This window comes from Neorhizobium sp. 05N33, from assembly GCF_056397445.1.
Genome location: NZ_JBFTNK010000003.1, coordinates 615,079 through 639,352, shown reverse-complemented (window position 1 = coordinate 639,352; position 24,274 = coordinate 615,079). Strand labels below are relative to the sequence as shown.

At 61.0% G+C, this 24,274-nt stretch carries 22 protein-coding genes; 8 read left to right on the top strand and 14 right to left on the bottom strand.

What is annotated here, in order from left to right:
- Positions 1-212: 212 nt before the first annotated feature.
- From urtE to urtA, 5 genes are all read right to left on the bottom strand, one after another.
- Positions 213-908, bottom strand: a complete 696-nt coding sequence (urtE, locus tag AC1DLT_RS11865; RefSeq protein WP_007762131.1) for an urea ABC transporter ATP-binding subunit UrtE — start codon at positions 906-908, stop codon at positions 213-215.
- 1 nt (position 909) lies between these two features.
- Positions 910-1,671 carry an urea ABC transporter ATP-binding protein UrtD gene (gene urtD, locus AC1DLT_RS11860; RefSeq protein WP_157885157.1) on the bottom strand — a complete coding sequence of 254 codons (762 nt, stop codon included), beginning with the start codon at positions 1,669-1,671 and terminating at the stop codon, positions 910-912.
- A gap of 12 nt (positions 1,672-1,683) precedes the next feature.
- Positions 1,684-2,853 (bottom strand): urea ABC transporter permease subunit UrtC, encoded by a 1,170-nt coding sequence (urtC, locus tag AC1DLT_RS11855; RefSeq protein ID WP_477486845.1) that lies wholly within the window; start codon positions 2,851-2,853, stop codon positions 1,684-1,686.
- Positions 2,850-4,481, bottom strand: coding sequence for an urea ABC transporter permease subunit UrtB (gene urtB, locus AC1DLT_RS11850; protein WP_477486844.1), 1,632 nt, complete (start codon positions 4,479-4,481; stop codon positions 2,850-2,852). Before urtB ends, urtC begins: the two co-directional genes overlap by 4 nt.
- Positions 4,482-4,558: 77 nt before the next feature.
- Positions 4,559-5,863 (bottom strand): urea ABC transporter substrate-binding protein, encoded by a 1,305-nt coding sequence (gene urtA, locus AC1DLT_RS11845; protein WP_038544573.1) that lies wholly within the window; start codon positions 5,861-5,863, stop codon positions 4,559-4,561.
- A gap of 284 nt (positions 5,864-6,147) precedes the next feature.
- Between urtA and AC1DLT_RS11840 the strand changes: the two genes are divergently transcribed.
- The 3 genes from AC1DLT_RS11840 to AC1DLT_RS11830 all read left to right on the top strand — a co-directional run bounded on the left by AC1DLT_RS11840 (position 6,148) and on the right by AC1DLT_RS11830 (position 9,645).
- Positions 6,148-7,455, top strand: coding sequence for a flagellin N-terminal helical domain-containing protein (locus tag AC1DLT_RS11840; RefSeq protein ID WP_477486843.1), 1,308 nt, complete (start codon positions 6,148-6,150; stop codon positions 7,453-7,455).
- Between the two features lie 127 nt (positions 7,456-7,582).
- On the top strand, positions 7,583-7,891 hold the full coding sequence (locus tag AC1DLT_RS11835) for a putative quinol monooxygenase (protein WP_477486842.1): 309 nt from the start codon (positions 7,583-7,585) through the stop codon (positions 7,889-7,891).
- A 92-nt stretch (positions 7,892-7,983) separates the two neighbouring features.
- On the top strand, positions 7,984-9,645 hold the full coding sequence (locus tag AC1DLT_RS11830; RefSeq protein ID WP_477486841.1) for an alpha-amylase family protein: 1,662 nt from the start codon (positions 7,984-7,986) through the stop codon (positions 9,643-9,645).
- A gap of 1 nt (position 9,646) precedes the next feature.
- Here the strand turns inward: AC1DLT_RS11830 and AC1DLT_RS11825 are convergent, their stop codons facing one another.
- Entirely contained in the window at positions 9,647-10,609 is a 963-nt protein-coding gene (locus AC1DLT_RS11825; protein ID WP_477486840.1) for a GlxA family transcriptional regulator, read from the bottom strand.
- 114 nt (positions 10,610-10,723) lie between these two features.
- Between AC1DLT_RS11825 and AC1DLT_RS11820 the strand changes: the two genes are divergently transcribed.
- The 5 genes from AC1DLT_RS11820 to AC1DLT_RS11800 all read left to right on the top strand — a co-directional run bounded on the left by AC1DLT_RS11820 (position 10,724) and on the right by AC1DLT_RS11800 (position 17,147).
- Entirely contained in the window at positions 10,724-11,167 is a 444-nt protein-coding gene (locus AC1DLT_RS11820; RefSeq protein ID WP_477486839.1) for a DUF488 domain-containing protein, read from the top strand.
- 85 nt (positions 11,168-11,252) lie between these two features.
- Positions 11,253-11,849: a LysE family translocator gene (locus AC1DLT_RS11815; RefSeq protein ID WP_477486838.1), complete on the top strand. Its 597-nt coding sequence runs from the start codon at positions 11,253-11,255 to the stop codon at positions 11,847-11,849.
- 131 nt (positions 11,850-11,980) lie between these two features.
- On the top strand, positions 11,981-12,712 hold the full coding sequence (locus AC1DLT_RS11810) for an SDR family oxidoreductase (RefSeq protein WP_477486837.1): 732 nt from the start codon (positions 11,981-11,983) through the stop codon (positions 12,710-12,712).
- Between the two features lie 120 nt (positions 12,713-12,832).
- Positions 12,833-16,219, top strand: coding sequence for a hybrid sensor histidine kinase/response regulator (locus tag AC1DLT_RS11805; protein ID WP_477486836.1), 3,387 nt, complete (start codon positions 12,833-12,835; stop codon positions 16,217-16,219).
- Complete coding sequence (locus AC1DLT_RS11800) at positions 16,212-17,147, top strand: response regulator (RefSeq protein ID WP_477486835.1); 936 nt, start codon at positions 16,212-16,214, stop codon at positions 17,145-17,147. Before AC1DLT_RS11805 ends, AC1DLT_RS11800 begins: the two co-directional genes overlap by 8 nt.
- Before the next feature lie 76 nt (positions 17,148-17,223).
- On the opposite strand, the gene AC1DLT_RS11795 is transcribed toward AC1DLT_RS11800, so the two are convergent.
- The 8 genes from AC1DLT_RS11795 to AC1DLT_RS11760 all read right to left on the bottom strand — a co-directional run bounded on the left by AC1DLT_RS11795 (position 17,224) and on the right by AC1DLT_RS11760 (position 24,264).
- Positions 17,224-17,517, bottom strand: a complete 294-nt coding sequence (locus AC1DLT_RS11795) for a hypothetical protein (protein ID WP_038544591.1) — start codon at positions 17,515-17,517, stop codon at positions 17,224-17,226.
- 345 nt (positions 17,518-17,862) lie between these two features.
- On the bottom strand, positions 17,863-18,987 hold the full coding sequence (locus tag AC1DLT_RS11790) for a branched-chain amino acid ABC transporter substrate-binding protein (protein WP_477486834.1): 1,125 nt from the start codon (positions 18,985-18,987) through the stop codon (positions 17,863-17,865).
- A gap of 139 nt (positions 18,988-19,126) precedes the next feature.
- Entirely contained in the window at positions 19,127-19,480 is a 354-nt protein-coding gene (locus AC1DLT_RS11785) for a DUF6867 family protein (RefSeq protein WP_038544595.1), read from the bottom strand.
- A 39-nt stretch (positions 19,481-19,519) separates the two neighbouring features.
- The gene (locus AC1DLT_RS11780) at positions 19,520-20,248 is read right to left on the bottom strand and encodes an ABC transporter ATP-binding protein (RefSeq protein ID WP_247038010.1); all 729 of its coding nucleotides are present in this window, start codon (positions 20,246-20,248) and stop codon (positions 19,520-19,522) included.
- Complete coding sequence (locus AC1DLT_RS11775; protein WP_247038012.1) at positions 20,248-21,126, bottom strand: ABC transporter ATP-binding protein; 879 nt, start codon at positions 21,124-21,126, stop codon at positions 20,248-20,250. The genes AC1DLT_RS11780 and AC1DLT_RS11775 overlap by 1 nt, the downstream gene beginning before the upstream one ends.
- Complete coding sequence (gene livM, locus AC1DLT_RS11770; protein ID WP_247038014.1) at positions 21,126-22,514, bottom strand: high-affinity branched-chain amino acid ABC transporter permease LivM; 1,389 nt, start codon at positions 22,512-22,514, stop codon at positions 21,126-21,128. The genes AC1DLT_RS11775 and livM overlap by 1 nt, the downstream gene beginning before the upstream one ends.
- 1 nt (position 22,515) lies before the next feature.
- Positions 22,516-23,418, bottom strand: a complete 903-nt coding sequence (locus tag AC1DLT_RS11765; RefSeq protein ID WP_038544603.1) for a branched-chain amino acid ABC transporter permease — start codon at positions 23,416-23,418, stop codon at positions 22,516-22,518.
- Positions 23,419-23,715: 297 nt separating this feature from the next.
- Positions 23,716-24,264, bottom strand: coding sequence for a sarcosine oxidase subunit gamma (locus tag AC1DLT_RS11760; protein ID WP_477486833.1), 549 nt, complete (start codon positions 24,262-24,264; stop codon positions 23,716-23,718).
- Between the last annotated feature and the right edge of the window lie 10 nt (positions 24,265-24,274).

Below are 24,274 nucleotides of genomic sequence, written 5' to 3'. Positions count from 1 at the left end.
CTCCTACCGTAACCATGCGTGTAAGAGCGGAACGAGAGAAGAAACCGGCAACGCGTGCAAAGACCATCAGCGCCTCATCATGGGGTGCGGGGGTTGTCAACAATTATGCGGAATGCCCTGAAAACGCAGTGTTGTTAACATATATTAGCGGCCTTTGAAACGCACGAAGTGCTGCGAAACGATACAAACATTCACCAGTAAAAATACCAGTCTCAGACGGTCAGATGCCGCCTTGCTTCTGCCGTATCCAGAGTCTCTGCCGCCCCTTCGTGCACAATCTCGCCACGATCCATGATGTAGACCTGGTCGGCAAGCTCCCGGCAGAAGTCCAGATACTGTTCCACTAGGAGAATGGCCATGCCAGTTGAATCGCGCAGGTAGCGGATCGCCCGTCCGATATCCTTGATGATCGACGGCTGGATGCCTTCGGTCGGCTCGTCGAGGACGAGGATCTTCGGACGGGTAACCATGGCACGGCCGATTGCAAGCTGCTGCTGCTGACCGCCGGAGAGATCGCCGCCGCGCCGGCCGAGCATCGATTTCAGCACCGGAAACAGCGAAAATATCTCGTCGGGAATGAACTTGTCCTTGCGGGCGAGCGGCGCGTAACCGCTTTCGAGATTTTCCTGAACTGTCAGGAGCGGAAAGATTTCCCGGCCCTGCGGCACGTAGCCGATGCCGTGCTTGGCGCGGTTATAGGGCGCGAGACCGTTCAGCACTTCCCCCTGAAAGCTGATCGTGCCGGCGCTGACCGGATGCTGGCCGGTGACGGCGCGGAGAAGAGAACTCTTCCCCACGCCGTTCCGCCCCAGCACGCAAGTGATCTTGCCCATATCCGCGTGAATGGAGACGCCGCGCAGCGCCTGCGCTGCGCCGTAGTGAAGGTTGACGTTGTTGACTGTCAGCATGTTAGCGCCCCAGATAATTCTCGATCACCTTGGGATCGTTCGAAACGAAATCGATCGAGCCTTCAGCAAGTACCGAACCTTCCGCAAGGCAGGTTACCTTGACGCCGAGTTCGCGGATGAAACCCATGTCGTGCTCGACGACGACCACCGACCTGGTCTTGGCGATTTCCTTGAGCAGCACCGCCGTCTCCGCCGTTTCCGCGTCCGTCATGCCGGCGACGGGTTCGTCGACCAGCAGAAGTTTCGGCTCCTGGGCGAGCAGCATGCCGATTTCCAGCCACTGTTTCTGGCCGTGGCTGAGATTGGCGGCATACTCGTTCTTGCGATGCGTCATGCGGATCGTCTCGAGGATCTCCTCGATGCGGGCCTTGTCCTCCGCTGAAAGCGTATAGAACAAGGTGGCGAACACGCCGCGCGACCGGTTGAGCGCCAGTTCCAAATTGTCCCACACGGTGTGGCTTTCGAACACCGTCGGCTTCTGGAATTTCCGGCCGATGCCGAGCTGGGCGATATCAGCCTCGTCCTTTTTGGTGAGGTCGATCGTATCCTCGAACAGCACCGTGCCGGTATCGGGCCTTGTCTTGCCGGTGATGATATCCATCATCGTCGTCTTGCCGGCGCCGTTCGGGCCGATGATCGCCCTCAGTTCCCCGGGCTCAACGACGAAGGACAGCGAGTTGAGCGCCTTGAAGCCGTCGAAGGAGACCGAGACGTTTTCGAGATAGAGCAGGCTTTTCTGTCGTGTTTCGGAAATCATGTTCATGGTTGCGTGCCCCTATTCCGCCGCCTGGGCTTGCGCCACCGTGGTGGCGTCACCCCTGCCCTTTTCGGCATCCGCCGCCGCCTTCAACGCATGCCGAGCCTTCAAGCCGTGCTGGATCGTTCCGACGATGCCCTTCGGCAGGAAGAGCGTCACGGCGATGAACAGACCACCGAGCGCAAACAGCCATATTTCCGGGAAGGCGCCGGTGAAGAAGCTCTTGCCGCCATTGACCAGGATCGCGCCGATGATCGGGCCGATCAGCGTGCCGCGCCCGCCGACCGCCGTCCAGACGACCACTTCGATCGAGTTGGCGGGCGCGAATTCGCCCGGATTGATGATGCCGACCTGCGGCACGAACAGCGCGCCGGCAATCCCCGCCATCATGGCGGAAACGACGAAGGTGAAGAGCTTGATGTTCTCGACCCGGAAGCCGAGGAAGCGCACCCGGCTTTCCGCATCACGCACCCCGACCAGCACCTTGCCGAACTTCGAGCGGACGATGGCCGAGGCAAGGATCAGGCAGAGCGACAGCATCAGCGCCGACATGAAGAACAGGACCGCACGCGTGCCGTCCGCCTGAACAGAAAAGCCGAGAATGTCCTTGAAGTCGGTGAGGCCGTTATTGCCGCCGAAGCCCATGTCGTTGCGGAAGAAGGCAAGCAGCAAAGCGTAGGTCATCGCCTGAGTGATGATCGACAGATAGACGCCGTTGACGCGGGAGCGGAAGGCGAACCAGCCGAAGATGAAGGCGAGCAGGCCGGGCACGACGATCACCATCGCCATGGCGAAGATGAACCAGTCGAAGCCGTGCCAGAACCACGGCAGTTCCTTGTAGTTCAGGAACACCATGAAGTCCGGCAGGATCGGGTTGCCGTAGACGCCGCGCGGGCCGATCTGGCGCATCAGGTACATGCCCATCGCATAACCGCCGAGCGCGAAGAAGGCGCCATGGCCAAGCGAGAGGATGCCGCAATAGCCCCAGACGAGATCGAGCGCCAGCGCCAGCAGCGCATAGCAGAGATACTTGCCGAACAGCGCCATGGCGTAGGTCGGGATATGGATGGCGCTGTCGGGCGGGGTCAGAAGGTTGAGTGCCGGCACCAGGATGCCGATGCCGAGAAGGATGCCGACGGCAGCGACAATGCGGCCCTTGAGGGCGCGGAAGACAAAGCCGGAAATCATGCTTCCACCGCCCTTCCCTTGAGCGCGAAGAGACCGCGCGGACGTTTCTGGATGAACAGGATGATCAGCACCAGAACCAGGATCTTGCCGAGCACGGCGCCGACCGATGGTTCGAGGAACTTGTTGAGCACCCCGAGCGACAGCGCGCCGACCAGCGTGCCCCAGAGATTGCCGACGCCGCCGAACACCACGACCATGAAACTGTCGATGATGTAGCTCTGGCCGAGATTCGGCGAGACGTTGTCGATCTGGGAGAGTGCGACACCGGCAATGCCGGCGATGCCGGAGCCGAGGGCGAAGGTGAAAGCGTCGACCCAGGGCGTCTTGATGCCCATTGACGAGGCCATGCGGCGGTTCTGGGTGACGGCGCGCATGTTGAGGCCGAAGGAGGATTTTTTCATCACCACCAGCAGCGCCACGAAGATCGACAGCGAGAAGGCGATGATCCACATGCGGTTCCAGGTGATCGTCATGCCGCCGACCGGGAAGGAACCGGACATCCACGACGGATTGCCGACTTCCTGGTTGGTGGGGCCGAAGATCGAGCGGATCGTCTGCTGCAGGATCAGCGAGACGCCCCAGGTGGCCAGCAGCGTTTCGAGCGGCCGGCCGTAGAGGAAGCGGATGACGCCGCGTTCGACGACCAGGCCGACGGCGCCGGTGACGAGGAAGGCAACCGGAAGCGCGATCGCCAGCGACCAGTCGAACAGGCCGGGCGCATGGTCGCGGATGACCTGCTGCACCACGAAGGTGGAATAGGCGCCGAGCATGACCATTTCGCCATGCGCCATGTTGATGATGCCCATGACGCCGAATGTGATCGCGAGCCCGATCGCCGCCAGAAGCAGGACCGAGCCGAGCGAAACGCCGTACCAGACGTTCTGGCCGATATCCCAGAGCCTCTGGCCGCTTTCGATACTGGCGATGGCCGCATCGACATCGCCCTTGAGGCTCGGATCGAGCCCCGCGGACGCACCCATCAGGATGCCGATCGCGTTGCGGCCGCCATAGTTCTTGATCGTCTGGATCGCGGTGCGCTTTTCATCGATGGAGCGATCGGAGGAGAGCAGCGACACGGCGCGCGCCTCTACCATGCGGGCCTTGACCTCGCCGTCCGTCTCCTTGGAGATTGCGGTTTCGAGGAGTTCGAGGTTTTCGGCGCTCGGCGAGCGGAGCACCGCATCGGCCGCCTGCAGCCGGACCTCGCGATCCGGGCTCATCAGCGTCAGGCCGCCCATGGCCGAGCGGATGACACGGCGAAGGCTGTTGTTGATCTTGATCTTCGTGACGGCGTTCTTGGCGGCCTGGCCGGCAGAGGCGCCGGTGACCGGATCAGTCAGTTCGTAGCTGGAGCCGACCGCCTTGCCGATGAACACCAGGTTGTCCGACTTGCGGAAATAGAGATCGCCCTCGGAAAAGGCGTTCAGCGCCGGCACGAGCCGCGCATCGCCTGTGGCGGCGAGCTGGCCGATCAGCTTTTCAGCTTCGCCGAAATCCGCCTTGGAGAGCGCGTCGATCAGCGGCTTGGGATCGGTCTGCTGCGCGAACGACGGCGCGGCGAGAGAAAAGATCAGGCAGAGCAGAAGACCAAGGCTCTGCAGAACGCGGAAAGCAACTTTGCTCGTCATTGGAACCCCCTTGCGAGATCGCGGGCGACTGAACGCCGCCCGCGATGATGTCGATGAACATCTAGAAGGCAATCGGATCAGCTGCCCTTGCCGCCGCACTTGCCGGAAGCAACGTTGAAGTTGCCGCAGGACATCGGCTTGCGCCAATCGGAGATCAGGTTCTTGCTGTCCGGCAGGTAATCGGACCACTCGTCGCCGACCACAGGCGCAGTTTCCTGAACGATGTCGAACTGGCCGTCAGCCTGGATTTCACCAATCAGCACCGGCTTGGTGATGTGGTGGTTTGGCATGACGGTGGACGTGCCACCCGACAGGTTCGGAACGGAGACGCCGATGATGCTGTCCAGCACGGCATCGGTGTTGGTGGTGCCGGCGGCTTCGACGGCCTTTACCCAGGCGTTGAAGCCGATATAGGCGGCTTCCATCGGGTCGTTGGTGACGCGCTTGTCGTTCTTGGTGAACGCATGCCATTCCTTGATGAATTCGGCATTGACGTCCGCATCGACGGACTGGAAGTAGTTCCAGGCGGCCAGATGCCCGACCAGCGGCTTGGTGTCGAGACCGGCGAGTTCTTCTTCGCCGACCGAGAACGCGACGACCGGGATGTCTTCAGCCTTGATGCCCTGGTTGCCGAGTTCCTTGTAGAACGGCACGTTGGCATCGCCGTTGATGGTCGAGACGACGGCGGTCTTCTTGCCGGCCGAGCCGAACTTCTTGATGTCCGAGACGATCGTCTGCCAGTCGGAATGACCGAACGGCGTGTAGTTGACCATGATGTCGGATTCGGCAACGCCCTTCGACATCAGATAGGCCTTGAGGATCTTGTTGGTCGTCTGCGGATAGACGTAGTCGGTACCGGCGAGAACCCAGCGCTTGACGCCTTCTTTCTTCGCCAGATAATCGACGGCCGGAATGGCCTGCTGGTTGGGGGCAGCGCCTGTGTAGAAGATGTTGCGCGAGGATTCTTCACCCTCGTACTGGACCGGGTAGAACAGGATCGAGTTCAGCTCTTCGAAGACCGGCAGGACCGACTTGCGCGAAGAGGAGGTCCAGCAACCGAAAACAGCCGCCACCTTGTCCTGCGAAATCAGCTGGCGGGCCTTTTCGGCAAACAGCGGCCAGTCGGACGCCGGGTCGACGACGACGGCTTCGAGCTTCTTGCCGAGCACGCCGCCCTTCTTGTTCTGCTCGGCGACGAGCATCAGCATGACATCCTTGAGGGTGGTCTCAGAGATGGCCATGGTGCCCGAAAGCGAGTGCAGAACACCGATCTTGATGGTGTCGTCAGCGGCGAAAGCACCCTGCAGCGCCGTCGCTGACATTACGGCAGCGAGCAGCGCGCCACCCAGTTTGGATTTGCCCGATTTGGACTTGAATGTCATTGGTTCGAACCCCTCTTCTCGTTCGTCCGCAACGAAGAACTTAACCGTTGCTTAAGCGACTATCGGTTGCTGCATCGCAAAACCGTATACGTCGAATGACGTACCGGTGGGGGAGAAGGGGGAAGAGGGATGCCGGGGGTAGAAATCCCACGCCCAGCTGGCATCTTCAGCCAAGCAGGTCGGCGTGGCCACCATCGAGCGTACTTATTGATATATTAACCATATTTGGATTTTATGATCCGACGCTCATGTAGGGCGGGGGGAGTTGGTTCGGTGTAGATCCCATGAGTAGCATCCTCACGAATGCTGGAGCTGCCTCCGCGCTCCAAATGCTTCGCTCCCTCGACAGCCAGATGTTTGGCACGCAACGGCAGGTCTCGACCGGCTTGCGTATCGAACAGGCCTCCGACAATCCCGCTTACTGGTCGATCGCCACCACCATGCGGTCGGACAATGGTGCCCTCTCGACCGTGCGCGACGCCCTTGGCCTCGGAGCCGCAAAAGTCGATACGGCCTATGAAGGCATGGCTGCGACGACCGATATCCTGGCGGCGTTCATGGCCAAGGTCGTTTCCGCCCAGCAGGACGGAATAGACAAGAAGAAGATCCAGGAAGAACTGGAGCAGTTGAAGCAGCAGATCGTCTCGATATCCAACTCCGCGACTTTCGCCGGTCAGAACTGGTTGCGGTCGGACATGAAGGGCGAGGCTAGCGAAACAGGCGCCAAGACTTCTGTCGTATCGTCATTCGATCGCAGCGAGGACGGAACCGTCGCCGTTAAGACCATCGACGTCGACCTGTCGAAACTCGTACTGTTCAAGAATGGCGGCGGCGGGATTCTGCAGAAAGAACCTGATCCGGATCTGGGTTATGGCCTCGGCACGATCGGTGGATTGCTCGGATTTTCGACATCCGGTTATGGCGACGTACCGGGTCCGGTATTCGACCAACCCTTCACGATTACGAAATTCGACGTCGTCACGGTCCCCTTCTCAGTGGGTACGTCCAACGATACGTTCGTCATCACCAAGAATGTCGTCGATCAGGCCCTCGGGGGCCAGATCGGATACGGCTTCGATGGAGATATTGAAAACACGGCCGATTGGGCGAAAGTCCTCCAGCAGGCAACGTTTCTCAACAAGGCGCCCTCCGACGCCTTGTTGACGGCTCAGGGCGGGACGCCGAATATCTTCTTCCGCGCCATCATTCCTCTCGCCGCGGAGCTGATCACGGTACAGCCGCCAGTTCACACCCGGACGCTGCCGCCGGAGGGTATCGATATTCTCGATATCGACGTCACCGATCCCAACATCGACTTTCCGACGATTACCTTGGTTCTCGACGAGATGCAGCAGAAGGCTATATCGGCCGGCGCCTACCTTGGCTCGCTCAGGTCGAGGATCGAGATGCAGGAAGCATTTGGAAACAGTCTCGCCGACAGTCTCGACAGAGGCATTGGGCGCCTCGTCGATGCCAATATGACCGAGGCGTCGAGCAGGCTCAAGGCACTGCAAGTCCAGCAGCAACTCGCGACCCAGTCGCTTTCCATCGCCAATTCGGACGCGCAAAACATCCTGTCTCTCTTCCGGTAACGAGACCGTCATCCTTGATGGGCAGGCGCGCATTGCGCGTGCGATATATGACCTCCGAGGTAATCGACCCGGCGACGGATGGCATCTATCCCACTATCCAGCTTTGCAGCGCGAAAGGATCGGCCCGATGCCCGTCACCTATGTCATTCGTTTCGATATCCTCCCAGGTCAGCGCGACCGCTTCCTGACGCTTCTGAACGGCGTGCTCGATGCCATGCGGCACGAGCCGATGTTCCACAATGCCATGCTGCATGCCGATCCCGAGAATGAGAACCACATGATGCTTTATGAGACCTGGGAGGATCACGCCGATGTGCTGGACGTCCAGTTGAAACGCCCCTATCGCGAGGCCTGGCACGCGGCCCTGCCGGACCTGCTCGCCAGCCCGCGCGACATTTCAGTCTGGCAGCCGGTGCGGGTAGACCGCGCCGCGTAAATTCTTGGGGCCTGGCGGTTCCCTCTCGGGAACATTTCCCGGCCTCATGCGCTTGCCTCCCCGGATCCGCCAACCATCCGAGGAGCTGCCCCGTGATCAACGACCTCTGGTACAAGAACGCCATCGTCTACTGCCTTTCCGTGGAAACCTTCATGGATGCCAATGGCGACGGGATCGGCGATTTCCAGGGGCTGCAGCGGCGGCTCGATTATCTCTCGGGCCTCGGCGTCAGCGCCATATGGCTGATGCCGTTCCAGACCTCGCCAGGTAGAGACGACGGTTACGACGTCTCCGACTATTACAATGTCGACCCGCGCTACGGCACGCTCGGCGATTTCGTCGAATTCACTCACGGAGCCCGGCAGCGCGGCATCCGGGTGCTGATCGATCTCGTGGTCAACCACACCTCCAACCAGCATCCCTGGTTCCAGGACGCCCGAAGCAACCCGGACTCCCGCTATCGCGACTGGTATATCTGGTCCGGCAAGAAGCCGGCGAACGCCGACGAGGGCATGGTGTTCCCGGGCGTGCAGAAGACTACCTGGACCTATGACGAAAAGGCCAAGCAGTATTACTTTCACCGCTTCTATGAATTCCAGCCGGATCTCAACACCTCCAATCCGCATGTGCAGGCGGAAATCCTCAAAATAATGGGGTTCTGGATCCAGCTCGGTGTTTCCGGCTTTCGCATGGACGCGGTGCCCTTCGTGATCGCCGAAAAGGGTGCCGAGGTGAAAAAGCCGAAGGAGCAGTTCGACATGCTCCGGGTTTTCCGCGAATTCCTGCAATGGCGGCTCGGAGATTCGATTATCCTTGCCGAAGCCAATGTCGTGCCGAAGGAAAATCTCGCCTATTTTGGCGATGACGGCGACCGCATGCAGATGATGTTCAACTTTCACGTCAACCAGGCACTGTTTTATGCGCTCGCCTCCGGCGACGCCGGTCCGCTCGCAAAAGCGATCGTCAATACCAGCGATCGGCCTGAAACGGGACAATGGGGCATGTTCCTGCGCAATCACGATGAGCTCGATCTCGGTCGGCTGAGCGAAAAACAGCGCCAGAAAGTGTTCTCGGAATTCGGGCCGGACAAGAATATGCAGCTCTACAACCGCGGCATCCGACGGCGGCTGGCGCCAATGCTGGAGAACGACCGGAGGCGCCTTGAACTCGCCTATAGCCTGCTGTTTTCGTTGCCCGGCACGCCGGTCCTGCGTTACGGCGACGAGATTGGCATGGGCGACGACCTGTCGCTGCCGGAGCGCAACTGCGCCCGCACACCGATGCAATGGTCGACCGAGCCGCATGGAGGCTTCACCAAGAACGAAAAGCCGGTCCTGCCGGTCATCAGCGGCGGTCTGTTCGGTTTTGAGCACATCAACGTCGCGGAGCAGCGGCGCGACCCGAACTCGATGTTGAACTGGACGGAGCGCCTGATTCGGATGCGCAAGGAAGCCCCGGAGATCGGCTGGGGGGCCTGTACAACCCTCAACACCGGGGACAACGGCGTGCTGGCGCTCCGCTATGACTGGCGCGACAATTCCGTGCTGGTAGTCCACAATCTGAATTCGAAGCCGGTCGAAGTAACGTTCGTGGTCGGTATCGGAGAGCACGGCGATCTTCTCATCGATATCGCAGACGGCGGTAACAGCGAGGCGGACGCCAACGGCCGGCACCGTCTCCTGCTCGACGCCTATGCCTATCGCTGGTTCCGGGTCGGCGGTCTCGATTACCTGCTGCGGCGCAGGGAAGTCTAGCCTAACCGCCCGCCCTCACCTCGCGCACGCCGCGGCCAGTCTTTTGCCGCAACAATGCCCGTAGCGTAACGCCATCCGCATAACCGACGAGTCCGGCGATTTCGTTGGGGCTCTTGTCGCTGGTCTTCAGGAGATGCACCGCACGCTCGACACGCAGATCCTGGAAATAGGAGAGCGGCGACTTGCCGAGCACCTGCTGCATGCGCCGGGCCAGCGTTCGCTTGCTGGCGCCGACCGCATCGGCCGCGTTGTCCAGCGAAAACCCCTCCCCGAGACGGCTGCGTGCCCAGCGCTCGAAACGCTGCACCAGGGGATCGGCATGCGAAAGATGGTCGGTGATTACGTAAGCCGACTGCGACGGCCGGTTGTCGACGATGAGGTAGCGCGCCACAAGGCCGGCAAGCTCCGGGCTCACCTGCCGTACCAGCCAGAGCGCCATGTCCATGTGACCGAGTGCGGCGCCCGCCGTCACCAGAGAGCCGGATTTCACCAGCATCTGACCGTCCTCCAACTGCACGGAGGGATAGCGCTGGCGGAAGAGCGGCGCGAGCCACCAACTGGTCGTCGATTTCTCCCCGTCGAGAAGGCCGGATTCGGCGAGCACGAACGTGCCGATACAGGCGGCGGCGATATTCATGCCCGCCGCGTTGGCCTCGCGCAACACCGCCCCCGCATCGCGGATGTCGGGACGGTCGAGGGCGGGCACCAGCACGTCCGGCATCTTGCAGGCAATCGCCGGCACGATCAGCCAGCCGCCGGCCTTCGGATCGAAACTTCCGGAGATCGGCACCGCAAGCCCATGCGCCGTCTTCACCTGTTTGCGCACGCCGACGACCAACACATCGAAGGCCGGCACATCGAGCGACAGCATCGCCGCAAGCTCGTTTGCCATGGTGAACACGTCGAGCATGGTCGACAGGCCGGTATCGAAAACGGGATCGAGGGCAAGGATCTGTAGCTTCATGGCAAGAACACTATCAAAAATGTCAATATTGACAATAGGCAAACGGGCCGGCGTGGCGGAATATCGGGCTTGAAAGAGGTCGCCTGACGAGCCCGTTGCGATAGGAAGAGAAGCATGAGCATGGACGTCACCACGATCGGCTTCACCAAGACGACCGCCGAAGATTTCTTCGGCCGCATCAAGGCGGCGGGCGTCAAGCGGGTCCTGGACGTGCGCCTCCACAACACCTCGCAGCTTGCGGGGTTTGCCAAATCGGACGACCTCGCCTTCTTCCTGAAGACGATCTGCGGTGCCGGCTATGTGCACGAACCGCTGCTGGCGCCGACCGAGGAGATCATGACTGCCTTCAAGAAGGAGAAAGGCGACTGGAATGTTTTCCAGAATGATTTCCTTGGCTTGATGGCTGAACGCAAGGTGGAAGATCATTTCAAGGCAGAAGAGTTCGATGGCTCCTGTCTGCTCTGCTCGGAAGACAAGCCGCACCATTGCCATCGCCGGCTCGTCTGTGACTACCTGAATGGCAAATGGGGCGGCAAGCTCGGCATCCGCCACCTCTAGAATCCCGCCACCCGGAATCTCGATTGAACAACCAGACGCCCTAACGCCGCCGGGAGCAACCTCCCCGCGTGGGAGACCCTTTGCCATGGCCCTTGAAACCATTCTTGCAATCGCCCTTTTTTCGCTTGTCGGCTCGGTTTCGCCGGGGCCGAGCAATTTCATGCTGCTTGCCTCGGGCACCAATTTCGGCTTCCGGCGCACCGTGCCGCAGATCCTCGGCATCACCATCGGCCTTTCATCGGTGCTCCTGGCGGTCGGCTTCGGCCTCGGCGCCCTGCTGACGGCTTATCCGCCGCTCGCATTGGCATTGAAGATCRCCGGCGGCGCCTACCTGCTCTACCTTGCCTGGCGGATCGCCATGTCCCGCTCCGTCCCCAACAGCGACGCGAGCGCCGCCCGGCCGCTCACCTTCCTCGAATCCGCCGCCTTCCAGTGGGTCAACCCGAAAGCCTGGGTCGCCGCGCTCACCGCCATGGCGGCCTATGCCAGCGCCGAAAACCCCTTCGTGTCAGTCATGCTGATCACCCTCGTCGTCGCCATCGTCAACCTGCCGAGCGTCGCCGTCTGGGCCGGCTTCGGCGTAGCGCTTCGGCAGTTCCTGTCCGATCCGGCCCGACTTAAATGGTTCAACATCGTCATGGCGCTGCTGCTGGTCGCAACGCTCTGGCCGCTTTTGAAATAGCCGCAGATGCAGGCTCGGACGATCGTGCAAGAACTGCGGAGGACCTTGATACCGGTCGGCCGCGCATCCGGCGCATAGATCCCGTGCCTGCAGCGGCATGCCGCCGCTGCCTCGCACAGAGGATCAGCAACATGACTCAAATCACTGAAAAAGTGATTCTTATCAGCGGCGCCAGCAGCGGTATCGGCGAAGGTACGGCGCGCACCCTCGCCGCTGCCGGCGCCAAGGTCGTGCTCGGCGCCCGCCGCACCGACCGGCTGGAAGCGCTGGCCGAAGAGATCGCCGCGGCCGGCGGCACCGTCCGCATCCGCCGGCTCGACGTCACCGATCGGCAGGACTTTCAGGCCTTCGCCGAATTCGTGCTGGCCGAATTCGGCCGCATCGACGTCATCATCAACAATGCCGGCCTGATGCCGTTGTCGCTGATGTCATCGCTGAAGGTCGAGGAATGGGATCGGATGATCGACGTGAACATCCGCGGCGTGCTCTACGGCATCGCCTCGGTTCTGTCGATCATGAACGGCCAGGGGTACGGCCAGATCATCAACATTTCGTCGATAGGCGGCCTCGGCGTGGTGCCGACCGCAGCGATCTATTGCGCCACCAAATACGCGGTGCGGGCAATTTCCGATGGACTGCGCCAGGAGAACGACAAGATCCGCGTCACCTGCGTCTATCCGGGCGTCGTGGAATCCGAGCTTGCCGGCACGATCACTGACCCGGTCGCGGCGGATGCGATAAAGACCTATCGCAGCGTCGCCCTGACGCCCGATGCGATCGGCCGCGCCATCCTGCATGTGATCGAACAGCCGGAAGACGTGGATACCAACGAGATCGTCGTGCGCCCGACACGCACAATGTAAGTGGTCCCAAGATGCGGTGGGGATTTGCCGCACCGCATCATACTTTGCTTGCAAAACGCCGCGCCTCAGCCGAAAGTGCACAATTGACGGTCTCTCCTCAAAAGGTGCTAGAAATTAGGCATGGCAGCGCGGCAACGCATCATTCCCGTCCGGCGTGAATACAATCGTTGGGTCGCCAACCAGACGCTGGAGGACTACGCCCTCCGTTTCACCGCCAAGAGCGCCCGCCGGTTTTCCTCCAGCCGTATTTCCCAGACCGCCATCGGCGCCATCTCCTTCCTGGCGCTGGAGGCGATCGGCGGCACGATCACCCTCTCCTACGGCACCACCAACGCAATTTTCGCGATCGTCGCGGCCGCTATAGCCATGTTGGCGATCGGCTGGCCGATCAGCCGTTACGCGATCCGCCACGGCGTCGATATCGACCTCCTGACCCGCGGCGCCAGCTTCGGTTATATCGGCTCGACCATCACCTCGCTGATCTATGCGAGCTTCACGTTCATGCTGTTTGCGATCGAGGCGTCGATCATGACCGGCGCGCTGGATCTCGCCTTCGGCATTCCGCCCTGGATCGGCTACATCATCAGCGCCGTGGTGGTCATCCCGCTGGTCATCTACGGCGTGCAGCTGATCTCCCGCTTTCAGCTGATCACCCAGCCATTCTGGATCGTGCTCAACATCCTCCCCTTCGTGTTCATCGCCTTCATGGATTGGGAGAAGTTCGATCTCTGGCGTGCCTTTGCCGGTATCGGCCATTCGAACGCCCAGGTCGGCGGACCAGCCCCGTTCAACCTGGTCGAGTTCGGCGCGGCCTCCGCAGTCATCCTCGCTTTGATGCCGCAGATCGGCGAGCAGGTCGACTTCCTGCGCTTTCTGCCGCCGGAGGGCCTCGACAAGTGGCGTCACCGGTTCGCCGTCTTCCTCGCCGGCCCCGGCTGGGTGGTGGTCGGCGTGCCGAAGCTCCTGGCAGGCTCGTTCCTCGCTGTCCTGACGCTCTCGACCGCCGTGCCGATCCGCGAGGCGGCAGACCCGGCGCATATGTATTTTGCGGCCTTCGGCTACATGATCCCCAACGATACGGCCGCGCTGCTGCTGATGGCAGCCTTCGTGGTCGTCTCGCAGTTGAAGATCAACGTGATGAACGCCTATGCGGGCTCGCTCGCCTGGTCGAACTTCTTCTCGCGCCTCACCCACAGCCATCCAGGCCGTGTCGTCTGGCTGGTGTTCAACGTGGTGATCGCGCTGCTTTTGATGGAGCTCGGCATCTACCGGCTGCTCGAAGCGACGCTCGGCATCTTCTCGATCATCGCCATGGCCTGGCTCTGCACCATCTCGGCCGATCTCATGATCAACAAGCCGCTGGGCCTGTCGCCCGAAGGCATCGAGTTCAAGCGCGCCCATCTCTACGATATCAACCCGGTGGGCTTGGGCTCGATGTTCGGCTCGGCGGCGATAGCGCTCGCCGCCCATTTCGGCCTGTTCGGCCCGTTGATGACCTCGCTCGCCACCTATGTGACGCTGATCGCCTTCCTGATTTCGCCGGCGCTCGCCTTTGCGACCAAGGGCAAATTTTACCTCGCCCGAAAACCGCGCCAGAGCTGGAAGACGGTCGGCTCGATCACCTGTTCCATCTGCGAACACCCGTTCGAGCACGAGGACATGGCGTGGTGCCCCGCCTATGCCGCGCCGATCTGCTCGCTCTGCTGCTCGCTCGATAGTCGCTGTCACGACATGTGCAAGCCGCATGCGCGGCTGAACACCCAGGTTGGCGCGGTCGCTCGCTCCTTCCTGCCGGAAAGCGTCATCACCCGGCTGACGACGCGCCTCGGGCGTTATGCCACCACGGCGGTATTTTCGATCTCGATGATCGGCGCGATCCTCGGCATGATCGCCTACCAGGTCAGCCATGCAACCCCCGTCAACGCCGAGGTCATCTATGGCACGGTGCTGATCGTCTTTTTCGTCTTCGCGATCATCGCCGGCATCGTTTCCTGGTTCTATGTGCTCGCCCATGACAGCCGGGTGGTGGCGGAAGAGGAATCCTCCCGCCAAAACACGCTGCTCTTGAAGGAAATCGCCGCCCACAAGAAGACCGACGCGGCACTCCAGGATGCCAAGGAGACCGCCGAGGCCGCCAACCGCGCCAAAAGCCGCTATGTCGTCGGCCTTTCCCATGAGCTGCGAACGCCGCTCAACGCCGTGCTCGGTTACGCCCAGATCCTCGAGCGCGACGAGACGATCCCCGCACCGCGGCAGTCGGCGATCAAGGTCATCAAGCGCTCCGCCGACCATCTGTCGGGCCTGATCGACGGGCTGCTCGACATTTCCAAGATCGAGGCGGGCCGGCTGCAGGTCTATTCCAACGAGATCAACATCCAGGATTTTCTCGACCAGATCGTCGAGATGTTCGGCCTGCAGGCACAGGCCAAGGGCCTAGCCTTCGAGCACGAGCGCGCCCGCGCCCTGCCGCAATATGTCCGCACCGACGAGAAGCGGCTGCGCCAGATCCTCGTCAATCTTCTCTCGAACGCGATTAAGTTTACCGACGAAGGCACGGTGAAATTCGACATCGCCTATCGCAGCCAGGTCGCTACCTTCACCGTCTCAGATACCGGTCGGGGCATCGCCGAAAAGGATCTCGGCCGCATCTACGAACCCTTCCAGCGCGGCGAGGCGGAAAGCATCAGGCCGATGCCCGGCCTCGGTCTCGGCCTCACCATCACCCAGTTGCTGACCAATACGCTCGGCGGCGAGATCGCGGTCGCCAGCACCAGGGGCGAAGGCTCGATCTTCAAGGTGCGACTGATGCTGTCCGCCATCGAGCGGCCCAACACGACACCGGCGGCGGAAAAGAAGATCGTCTCCTATACCGGCCCGCGCCGCACAATCGTGATCGTCGACGACAACGAGGACCATCGTGACCTGATGCGCGAGGTGCTGGTGCCGATGGATTTCGTTGTGCTGACCGCCAATAGCGGGCCGGATTGCCTGACATTGATCGAGGGCGTGACGCCGGACCTGTTCCTGGTCGATATCTCCATGCCCGGCATGAGCGGCTGGCAGCTCGTTTCGCGGCTGCGCGAGATCGGCCAGGTGGCGCCGATCGTCATGCTCTCGGCCAATATCGGCGACGGTATCGCGACGCATTCCGGCGACGAGGGCCATAACGACGCGATCGCCAAACCGGTCGACATCCGCAGGCTTGCCGACAAACTCGCCGCCCATCTCGGCCTCGTCTGGGTCTACGAGAACGAAACGGTGGTTCCGGCGGTCGTTGGCCCGAAAAAGCCGATCAAAAGTCCGGGGACGAACCATGTCCAGGACCTTTTGCGGCTCGGCGAAATCGGCTACGTCCGCGGTATCGAAGCGAAACTCGCCGATCTCGCCCGGGAGGAGGAACACCGCCCCTTCACGGAAGAACTCGGCGCCTACGTGCAGGCCTTCGACCTTGCCGGTTATATGAAATTCCTGAGCCGACTTGAGGCAGAAAGGACGAGTGATGGCTGAAACTGCTCTGCCGCGCGATATCGTCCTTCTCGTGGACGACAGTCCCGAAACGCTGGGCTTCCTCACCGAGGCGCTGGAAAAATCCGGCTTTTCGGTGCTGATCGCCACCGCCGGCCAGTCGGCGCTCAACATCGTCGAGCGCATCACCCCGGACCTCATCCTGCTCGACGCCGTGATGCCCGGCATGGACGGTTTCGAGACCTGCCGCAAGCTGAAGACCAATGGCGCCGTTGCGCAAGTACCGGTCATCTTCATGACGGGCCTCACCGAGACCGAACATGTGGTCAACGCGCTCGATTCCGGCGGCGTCGACTATCTGACCAAACCGATCAACATCGACGAACTGCGCGCCCGCATCCGGGTGCACCTTTCCAATGCCCGTTCGGCCCAGAGCGCCCGTGTGGCGCTCGACGCCGCGGGCCGCCACCTGCTGGCGGTCAAGGCGAGTGGCGCCATCCACTGGTCGACCCCCCAGGCGACACGGCTGATCAACGCGGCCACCAACAGCGACGATGGGCTCGACATCGTTTCCCGCCGGATTTCCACCTGGATGGCCGAGCGTGACAAGCCCGGTTTTGCCCGCGACGTCGCCTTCGCCCTCGTCCAGAACGGCCGGGCGAGCCTGCAGTTCTCCTTCCTCGGCGCGATCGGTGCCGACGAACATCTTTTCCGCCTGACGGCCGCCAACAAACGCCCCGACGACGAAGTGCTGCGCCAGCATTTCCCGGTGACCCAGCGCGAATCCGAAGTGCTGCTGTGGATCGCCAAGGGCAAATCGAACCGCGACATCGGCGACATCCTCGGCCTCTCGGCACGCACGGTGAACAAGCATCTGGAACAGATCTATGTGAAGCTCGGCGTCGAAAACCGCGCATCGGCCGCCGTCAAGGCCGCGCATGTGCTGCATGGCGAGGAGCGGTCAGCGTAGCCGACAACGATCCGGCGAACCGTTTCGAGCGACGAACAAGCTTCTCTGCGTGGCGACGACAGACGCTTCGCTGCAGTCAGGCTTTTTTGAAAAACTTGTTGATGACCAGACCAACGACGATCTGAACAACAAGCCCGGAAATACCGCCCCCGACCAGCTGACCAGCGAGCGCCGCAAAATCGACGCCTCCAGCCGCCGCGCCGCCGGCTCCAAGAAGCGAGCCGAGGATTGAACCACCGCCAACTCCACCGACCGCGCCGGCTATGATATTTCCGATCTGACCGAGATCGGCATCCTTCAGGATTTTCCCACCCGCGGCCCCGCCGACGGCACCGCCAATGACCTGGGCAATAATGGCACTCAGATCCATAACATCACCTCTCCTCAAATTGGATTATCCAGGCTTAGGACCTGTTGAATTCATCCAATCCAAGTGACGGATTTCGTACCCGGTTAGGAGGGGAAATGCAGGAAATGCTCGCACATTTTCAAATCTTCCCGACGCAGTCCAGGCGCGAAACCCGTCTCGTCCTTCGGGTTCGGCTGAATTTAACAGGCCCTGACCCTTGATATGCCAGATAGTGGAGATTTCCAAGTCCGGAATTCAGCTGCCGGTTTAGTGAGACTCCGGCGTGCCGCCTATAAGTGCTCCCAAACGCAAAGAAGCCCGGCTTTTGACCGGGCTCCCTTCTAAGATACGGTTGCCGATAACGGCTCAGCCCTGCGGGAAGTAGCTGTACTTGCCGTCCGGACCCTTCTTCCATTCGTACATGATATAGCCCGGAATCTTCGGGTCGCCCTTTGCGTCGAAGGCAATGTCGCCGAGAACGGTCTTGAACGGACCCTTTGCATGCAGCGTCTTGGCAACGGCTTCGGCGTCGTCGGCCTTGCCGGTTGCCTTGATGCCGGCAGCGATGACCTGCACGGCTGCGTAGGAATACAGCGTGTAGGCTTCCGGGTTGAAGCCGGCTGCCTTGAACTTGGCAACCAGGTCCTTGTTGGCCGGGTTCAGCGTCGGATCGGGGCCGAAGGTGTTGAGCGTGCCTGCGACGGCGTCGCCGGCGATCGAAGCCAGTTCGTTGGAGACGATACCGTCACCCGAAACGAGCGTGGCCTTGAGGCCCTGGTCCTTGGCCTGGCGGATGATCAGGCCGGCTTCGGTGTGGAGACCGCCCCAGTAGATGATCGAGACGCCGGCTTCCTTCATCTTGGAGATGAGAGCCGAGAAGTCCTTGTCGCCGACGTTGACGCCTTCGCGGATGACTTCCTTGAGGCCCTTGGCGTTCATTGCCTTCTTGGTTTCTTCGGCAAGGCCCTGACCGTAAGGCGTCTTGTCGTCGATGATGGCGATCTTCGCGCCCTTAAACTTGTCGGCGAGATAAGCGCCGGCAACACCGCCCTGCTGGTCGTCACGACCGCAGGTACGGAAGACGTTCCACAGGCCACGCTCGGTGAAGACCGGGTTGGTCGCAGCCGGGGTGATTTCCAGCATGCCGTTTTCGGCATAGACTTCCTTGGAAGCCGGAATGGACACGCCGGAGTTGAAGTGGCCAACCACGTATTTGACGCCGTCGGATGCAAACTTGTTGGCAACCGAGATGCCCTGCTTGGGGTCCGATACGTCGTCGCCGAGGACGATCTTGATCTTTTCGCCGTTGATGCCGCCGGCGGCATTGATGTCGGCTGCTGCCTGTTCGGCACCCTTCTGGAGCTGCGCACCGAAGGCGGCGTTCGGACCCGTGAGCGGACCGCCGACGCCAATAACGATGTCGGCCCATGCGCTACCGCTGAAGGCGACCATGGCCGTCAGCGCAACCGCGGAAAGAAGAGACTTCTTCATCGAGTTACTCCCAATTTTTTAGGTGAGCTGATTTTTCGAGACCGGACGCAATACCCACCATCACTGCGCCGGAAATGTTCCACTCTAGGTTACTTATGATTTCAACCCGAGCTAATCTGAGGACAGAAAAGTGCGGCTGTCAATCTTTCTTCTTGAAGGAGAAAGCCGAAGTCGGCTCGTAGAGCCAATAGTAATTCTGCACCATCTGGCGTGTCCGGCGAATGCGGAATCCGGCGCCCGAAAAGACGAGCAGGACGATCACGTCGAGGACGTAGTAGAACGGGCTGATGAACGGCCCCTGGAACAGCGCATAGTGCAGAAAACGCATCGCCACGCCGAGTAGCAGCGTATAGACCACCACCGTCGGATAGCCGTTCCAGCCCTCGGCGGCGGCCTTGCCCGACCGCCAGGCAGTCCAGAAACCGATCATCAGCACGAGGAAACGCAAGAGGTAACGCACGCCGCTGTCGCTTTCGAAAAACAGTCCCTGCATCCTAAATTCCTCCGGTCGTCAAAAGTACAACCTTTGCGATCAATGCCGTCCACCTTCAAGGTAAGCGGCGCGCACTTCCGGATTGGCGAGAAGTTCTTTTCCGGAACCGCTCATCGTCACCTTGCCGTTGACCATCACATAACCGCGGTCGGAGAGCTTCAAAGCCGCGAACGCGTTCTGCTCGACGAGGAAGACGGTCAGGCCCTCTTCCTTGTTCAGCTTCTTGATCGCCTCGAAAATGCCTTTGACGATCAGCGGCGCCAGGCCCAGCGAAGGTTCATCGAGCAGGAGCAGCTTCGGCCGGGCCATCAGCGCGCGCCCGATCGACAGCATCTGCTGTTCACCGCCCGAAAGCGTGCCTCCGCGCTGGCTCTGGCGTTCCTTGAGGCGCGGGAAGAGCGTGAAGATCTTCTCGACGTCCTCGTTGAAATATTTGAGGTTGTCGAGGCCGGCCCCCATCTGCAGGTTCTCGTAGACGGTCATGCGCGGAAAGATGCGCCGGCCTTCGGGAGACTGGGCGATGCGGCGCCGCGCGATCAGATGCGTCGGCAGCTTGGTGATGTCCTCGCCGTCGAAGATGATCGAGCCGGCTCGGGCCTGCGGGCTGCCGCAGATGGTCATCATCAGCGTCGACTTGCCGGCACCGTTGGCACCGATCAGGCTGACGATCTCGCCCTTGTTGACTTCGACATCGACGCCTGCGAGCGCACGGATATTGCCGTAATAAGTCTCGACAGCCTCGACTTTCAGAAGGTTCTCGGCCGCCATCAGTGATTGCCCCCCTCGAGTTCTACCGCAATCACCTCTTCCACCTCGTCATCCTCGACGCCGAGATACGCGGCGATCACTCGTGGGTCGTTCTTCACATGGTCCGGCGAGCCGTCGGAAATCTTCTGCCCATATTCCAGCACCACGACATGGTCGGAAATCTCCATGACCACCGACATGTCGTGCTCGATCAGCAGGATCGAAGCGCCCTCGTCACGGATCTGATGCAGGAGCGTGTTGAGAGCCGCCGATTCGCGCGGGTTGAGGCCGGCCGCCGGCTCGTCGAGGCATAGCAGTTCCGGATTGGTGCACATCGCGCGAGCGATTTCCAGCCGCCGCTGGGCGCCATAGGGAAGATCGCCGGCGGGATCGTCGGCGCGATCGGTCAGATCGGCCTTGTCGAGCCAGTACTTCGCCTTTTCGATCGAGGCATCGACGGCCCTGCTATAGGCCGGCAGGCCGAGAAGCCCGAGGATCGTGTAGCCCGATGCCTTCATCAAGGCATTGTGCTGCGCGACCAGCAGGTTTTCGAGCACCGTCAGGCCCGAGAACAGGCGGATGTTCTGGAACGTGCGGGCGACGCCGGCCAGTTTGGGGATCTCGAAGTCGCGCAGGCGTTCCAGCAGGTATTCCTTGCCGTCCCTGCGCTGCAGGGTGAGCATGCCCATGGTCGGTTTGTAGAAGCCGGTGATGCAGTTGAACACCGTCGTCTTGCCGGCGCCGTTCGGGCCGATCAGCGCGGTGATCTCGCCGCGCCGCACTTCCAGCGACAGATCGTTGATGGCCATCAGGCCGCCGAACTTCATCGACAGATGCTCGACCTTGAGGATCGTATCGCCAGCAATGCCACTCGTCATAGTCGTCGTTCCGGGAGCCATCAGCCGTGGCCCTCCTTGGTAAAGCTTCCTGAAACCGCCCGGCGCTCCTTGAGGAAGGCCGTCGGTTCTCGCGATCCGACGAAGCCGCGCGGCTTGAACAGCATGACGATGATCATCGCCAGACCGAAAAGCAGCATGCGGTAGAGTTCAGGGGTGAAGTCCGGTCCAAACACGGCCTTGAGGAAGGACATTTCGCGCAGCACTTCGGTACCGCCCACCATCACCACCGCGGCGATGGCAATGCCGGTCAGCGAGCCCATGCCGCCGAGAACGACGATTGCCAGGATCACGGCCGATTCCAGGAAGACGAAGCTTTCCGGCGACACGAAGCCCTGGCGGGTGGCGAAGAAGGAGCCAGCCACCCCTCCGAACATCGCGCCGGTCGCAAAGGCGGTCAGCTTGGTGGTGACGGTATTGATGCCGAGCGAACGGCAGGCGATCTCGTCCTCGCGCAACGCTTCCCAGGCCCGGCCGATCGGCATGCGCCGAAGCCGGATGGTGACGTAGGCGGTGAGCATGCAGAGCGCCAGGATGATGTAGAACAGGAATATCTTGTAATAGACCGAGGAAGCCGACAGGCCCCAGGCCTTGACGAAACTGTTCGCGCTGCCGGTATCGAAGGACCAGATGCCGAAGAACGAAGCCTTGGCGATACCCGAAATCCCGAATGTTCCCTTGGTCACGTCGGTCCAATTGATCAGCACCAGGCGGATGATTTCACCGAAGGCGAGCGTCACGATGGCGAGATAGTCGCCCCTCAGCCTCAGAACCGGGAAGCCGAGAATGATCCCCCAGAGTGCTGCAAGAATGCCCGACATCGGCAAGAGCAGCCAGAAGGACAGGCCGAAATAGGAGGACAGCAGCGCATAGGAATAGGCGCCGACCGCATAGAAGGCGACATAACCGAGGTCGAGCAGTCCGGCAAGGCCGACGACGATGTTCAGGCCCCAGGCGAGCATTACGTAGATGAGGATCTGGATGCCGAAATTGTCGACATATTTCAGCGAGCCCTGCTTGCCGACGATCAGCAGCGACAGGAAGGGATAGACCAGCAGGAAAACCAGCGCGATCTTGAGGAAATGCCGGTGGAAGAAGCTCTTGTTCTCGGAAATCTCGAGAACTCCACTCTTTGCCTTGGCGAGTTTGCGACGGTCGACATGCGGTTTGATGAAGCCGACAGTCAGGAAGCGGCCGACCGCAGCAACAGCCACGAAGATCGCCAGCAGACCCCAGCGGGTGCGCCAGACGAGCGCGTTGTTGATGTCCTGATAGGTCTCGATGCCGACGAACAGCAGGAACATGAAAAAGGCGATGACGCCGGCGAACAGTCCTTCCCGTACCGCCTTGGCAAGCACGTTCGGGTGACCGGTTTCGGTGGAAGCTGTCATGTTACACCTTCTCCACTTCCGGCCGGCCGAGAATGCCGGTCGGCTTGAAGATCAGCACGAAAGCGAGGATCGCAAACGTGGCGACGTCCTTGTAGGCGATGGAGAAATAGGCCGACCACAGCGACTCGATGAGGCCGATCAGAAGCCCGCCGAGAACAGCACCCGGCAACGACCCGATGCCGCCGAGAACCGCTGCGGTGAACGCCTTGACGCCTGGGATGAAGCCGTCGTTGAACGAGGCGACGCCATAATACATCAGATACATGCCACCGGCGACCGCCGCGAGCGCTGCACCCATGATGAAGGTGATCGAGATCGTCCGGTCGACATCAACGCCGAGCAGCGCCGCCATCTTGCGGTCCTGCTCGGTCGCCCGCTGGGCGCGGCCGAGCGGCGTCTTGTTGACGATGTACCAGAAGGCGAACAGCAGCACCGCCGTGATGATGACGATGAGCACCTGCTTCAGCGAGATGGTGATGCCGCCGATATGGAAGACGTCGGTCACCATCGGCGGGATCGGCTTGTTGCGCGGGCCCTGCGTCACCTGGATGAAGTTGGACAGCACGATCGACATGCCGATCGCGGTGATCAGCGGCGCAAGCCGGAATGAACCGCGCAACGGCCGGTAAGCGACCCGCTCGATCGTCCAGTTCCACAACCCCGTCATCAGCATGCCGACGAGTAACATCAGCAGCAGAAGCAACGCCACCGGAATGCCGGCGAAGAAGGAGGTTGCGATCAGGAAGACGATGAGAGCGGCAAAGCCGCCAAGCATGAAAATATCGCCATGGGCGAAGTTGATCATGCCGATGATGCCATAAACCATCGTATAGCCGATTGCGACAAGGCCATAGATGGATCCAAGAGTCAGCCCGTTGATGAGCTGCTGGATAAAATACTCCATATATTTTCCCCTGGATGCGATCCCGGAAGGGTCACATCTCGTTTATTTGCCCCTTGCGGGTTCTTACGTTCTTTGGCGCATTCCATAACGTTTTCGTAAGGAATGGGAAGACAAAAAGCCGCGAGACCGACAAAATCGCAGCACTTCTCAACAATCTGGCAACACAAAGATCAGAAATTCCAAAAAACCGGCAGCTTCTGTCGAAAAATTAGCCAAGGCGTCCGGTTTTCGAAATTAAAGATCGTCCCGCGGTTAACGTTAAATTCAGATTCGACCCTCGCCCTGCAGGCTCGGCGCTCAGTCCACGAAGCCGCGGGTCAGTGCATGCTCGCGGCCCATCTCCATCAGCTCCTCGAAAACCGATCCGGCAAGCGAGCGCGGCACGATGATCTCGAACGTGTCGGCACCGGTGCGCGCGACATTTACCTCAGCGTGGCAGCACAACATCGCGGCGGAATGCCCCTCCTCGAACACCTCCGGATGCAGATCGATCGCTACGCATTTGGCCAGTATCTTTCGCACGCTCGGGCCGGAGATTTCCATCAAGACCCGGCCGTCGCTCTGGTCGACCACGGATGCGCCCGCGATTTCGGACAGCATGCCGGCGACCGTCTCGGCCCCGACCGTCCGCGACACGGCAAGCCATTCGGACGGGCTGCAGAAGCGCGGCGCCACATCCGGAGCATTCCACAGGGCCTCGGCGACGGCGGCCTCCTGGCCTGTATGGGCGAGAACGGTGAAGATCACCGGCCGGCGAATGATGGCGAGATGGTTCGGATTGGGATCCGTCTCGAAACCGGAAATATGATCATCGAGGACATGCCGGTGGAGAAGGTTGATCGACATCAGGCAGCCC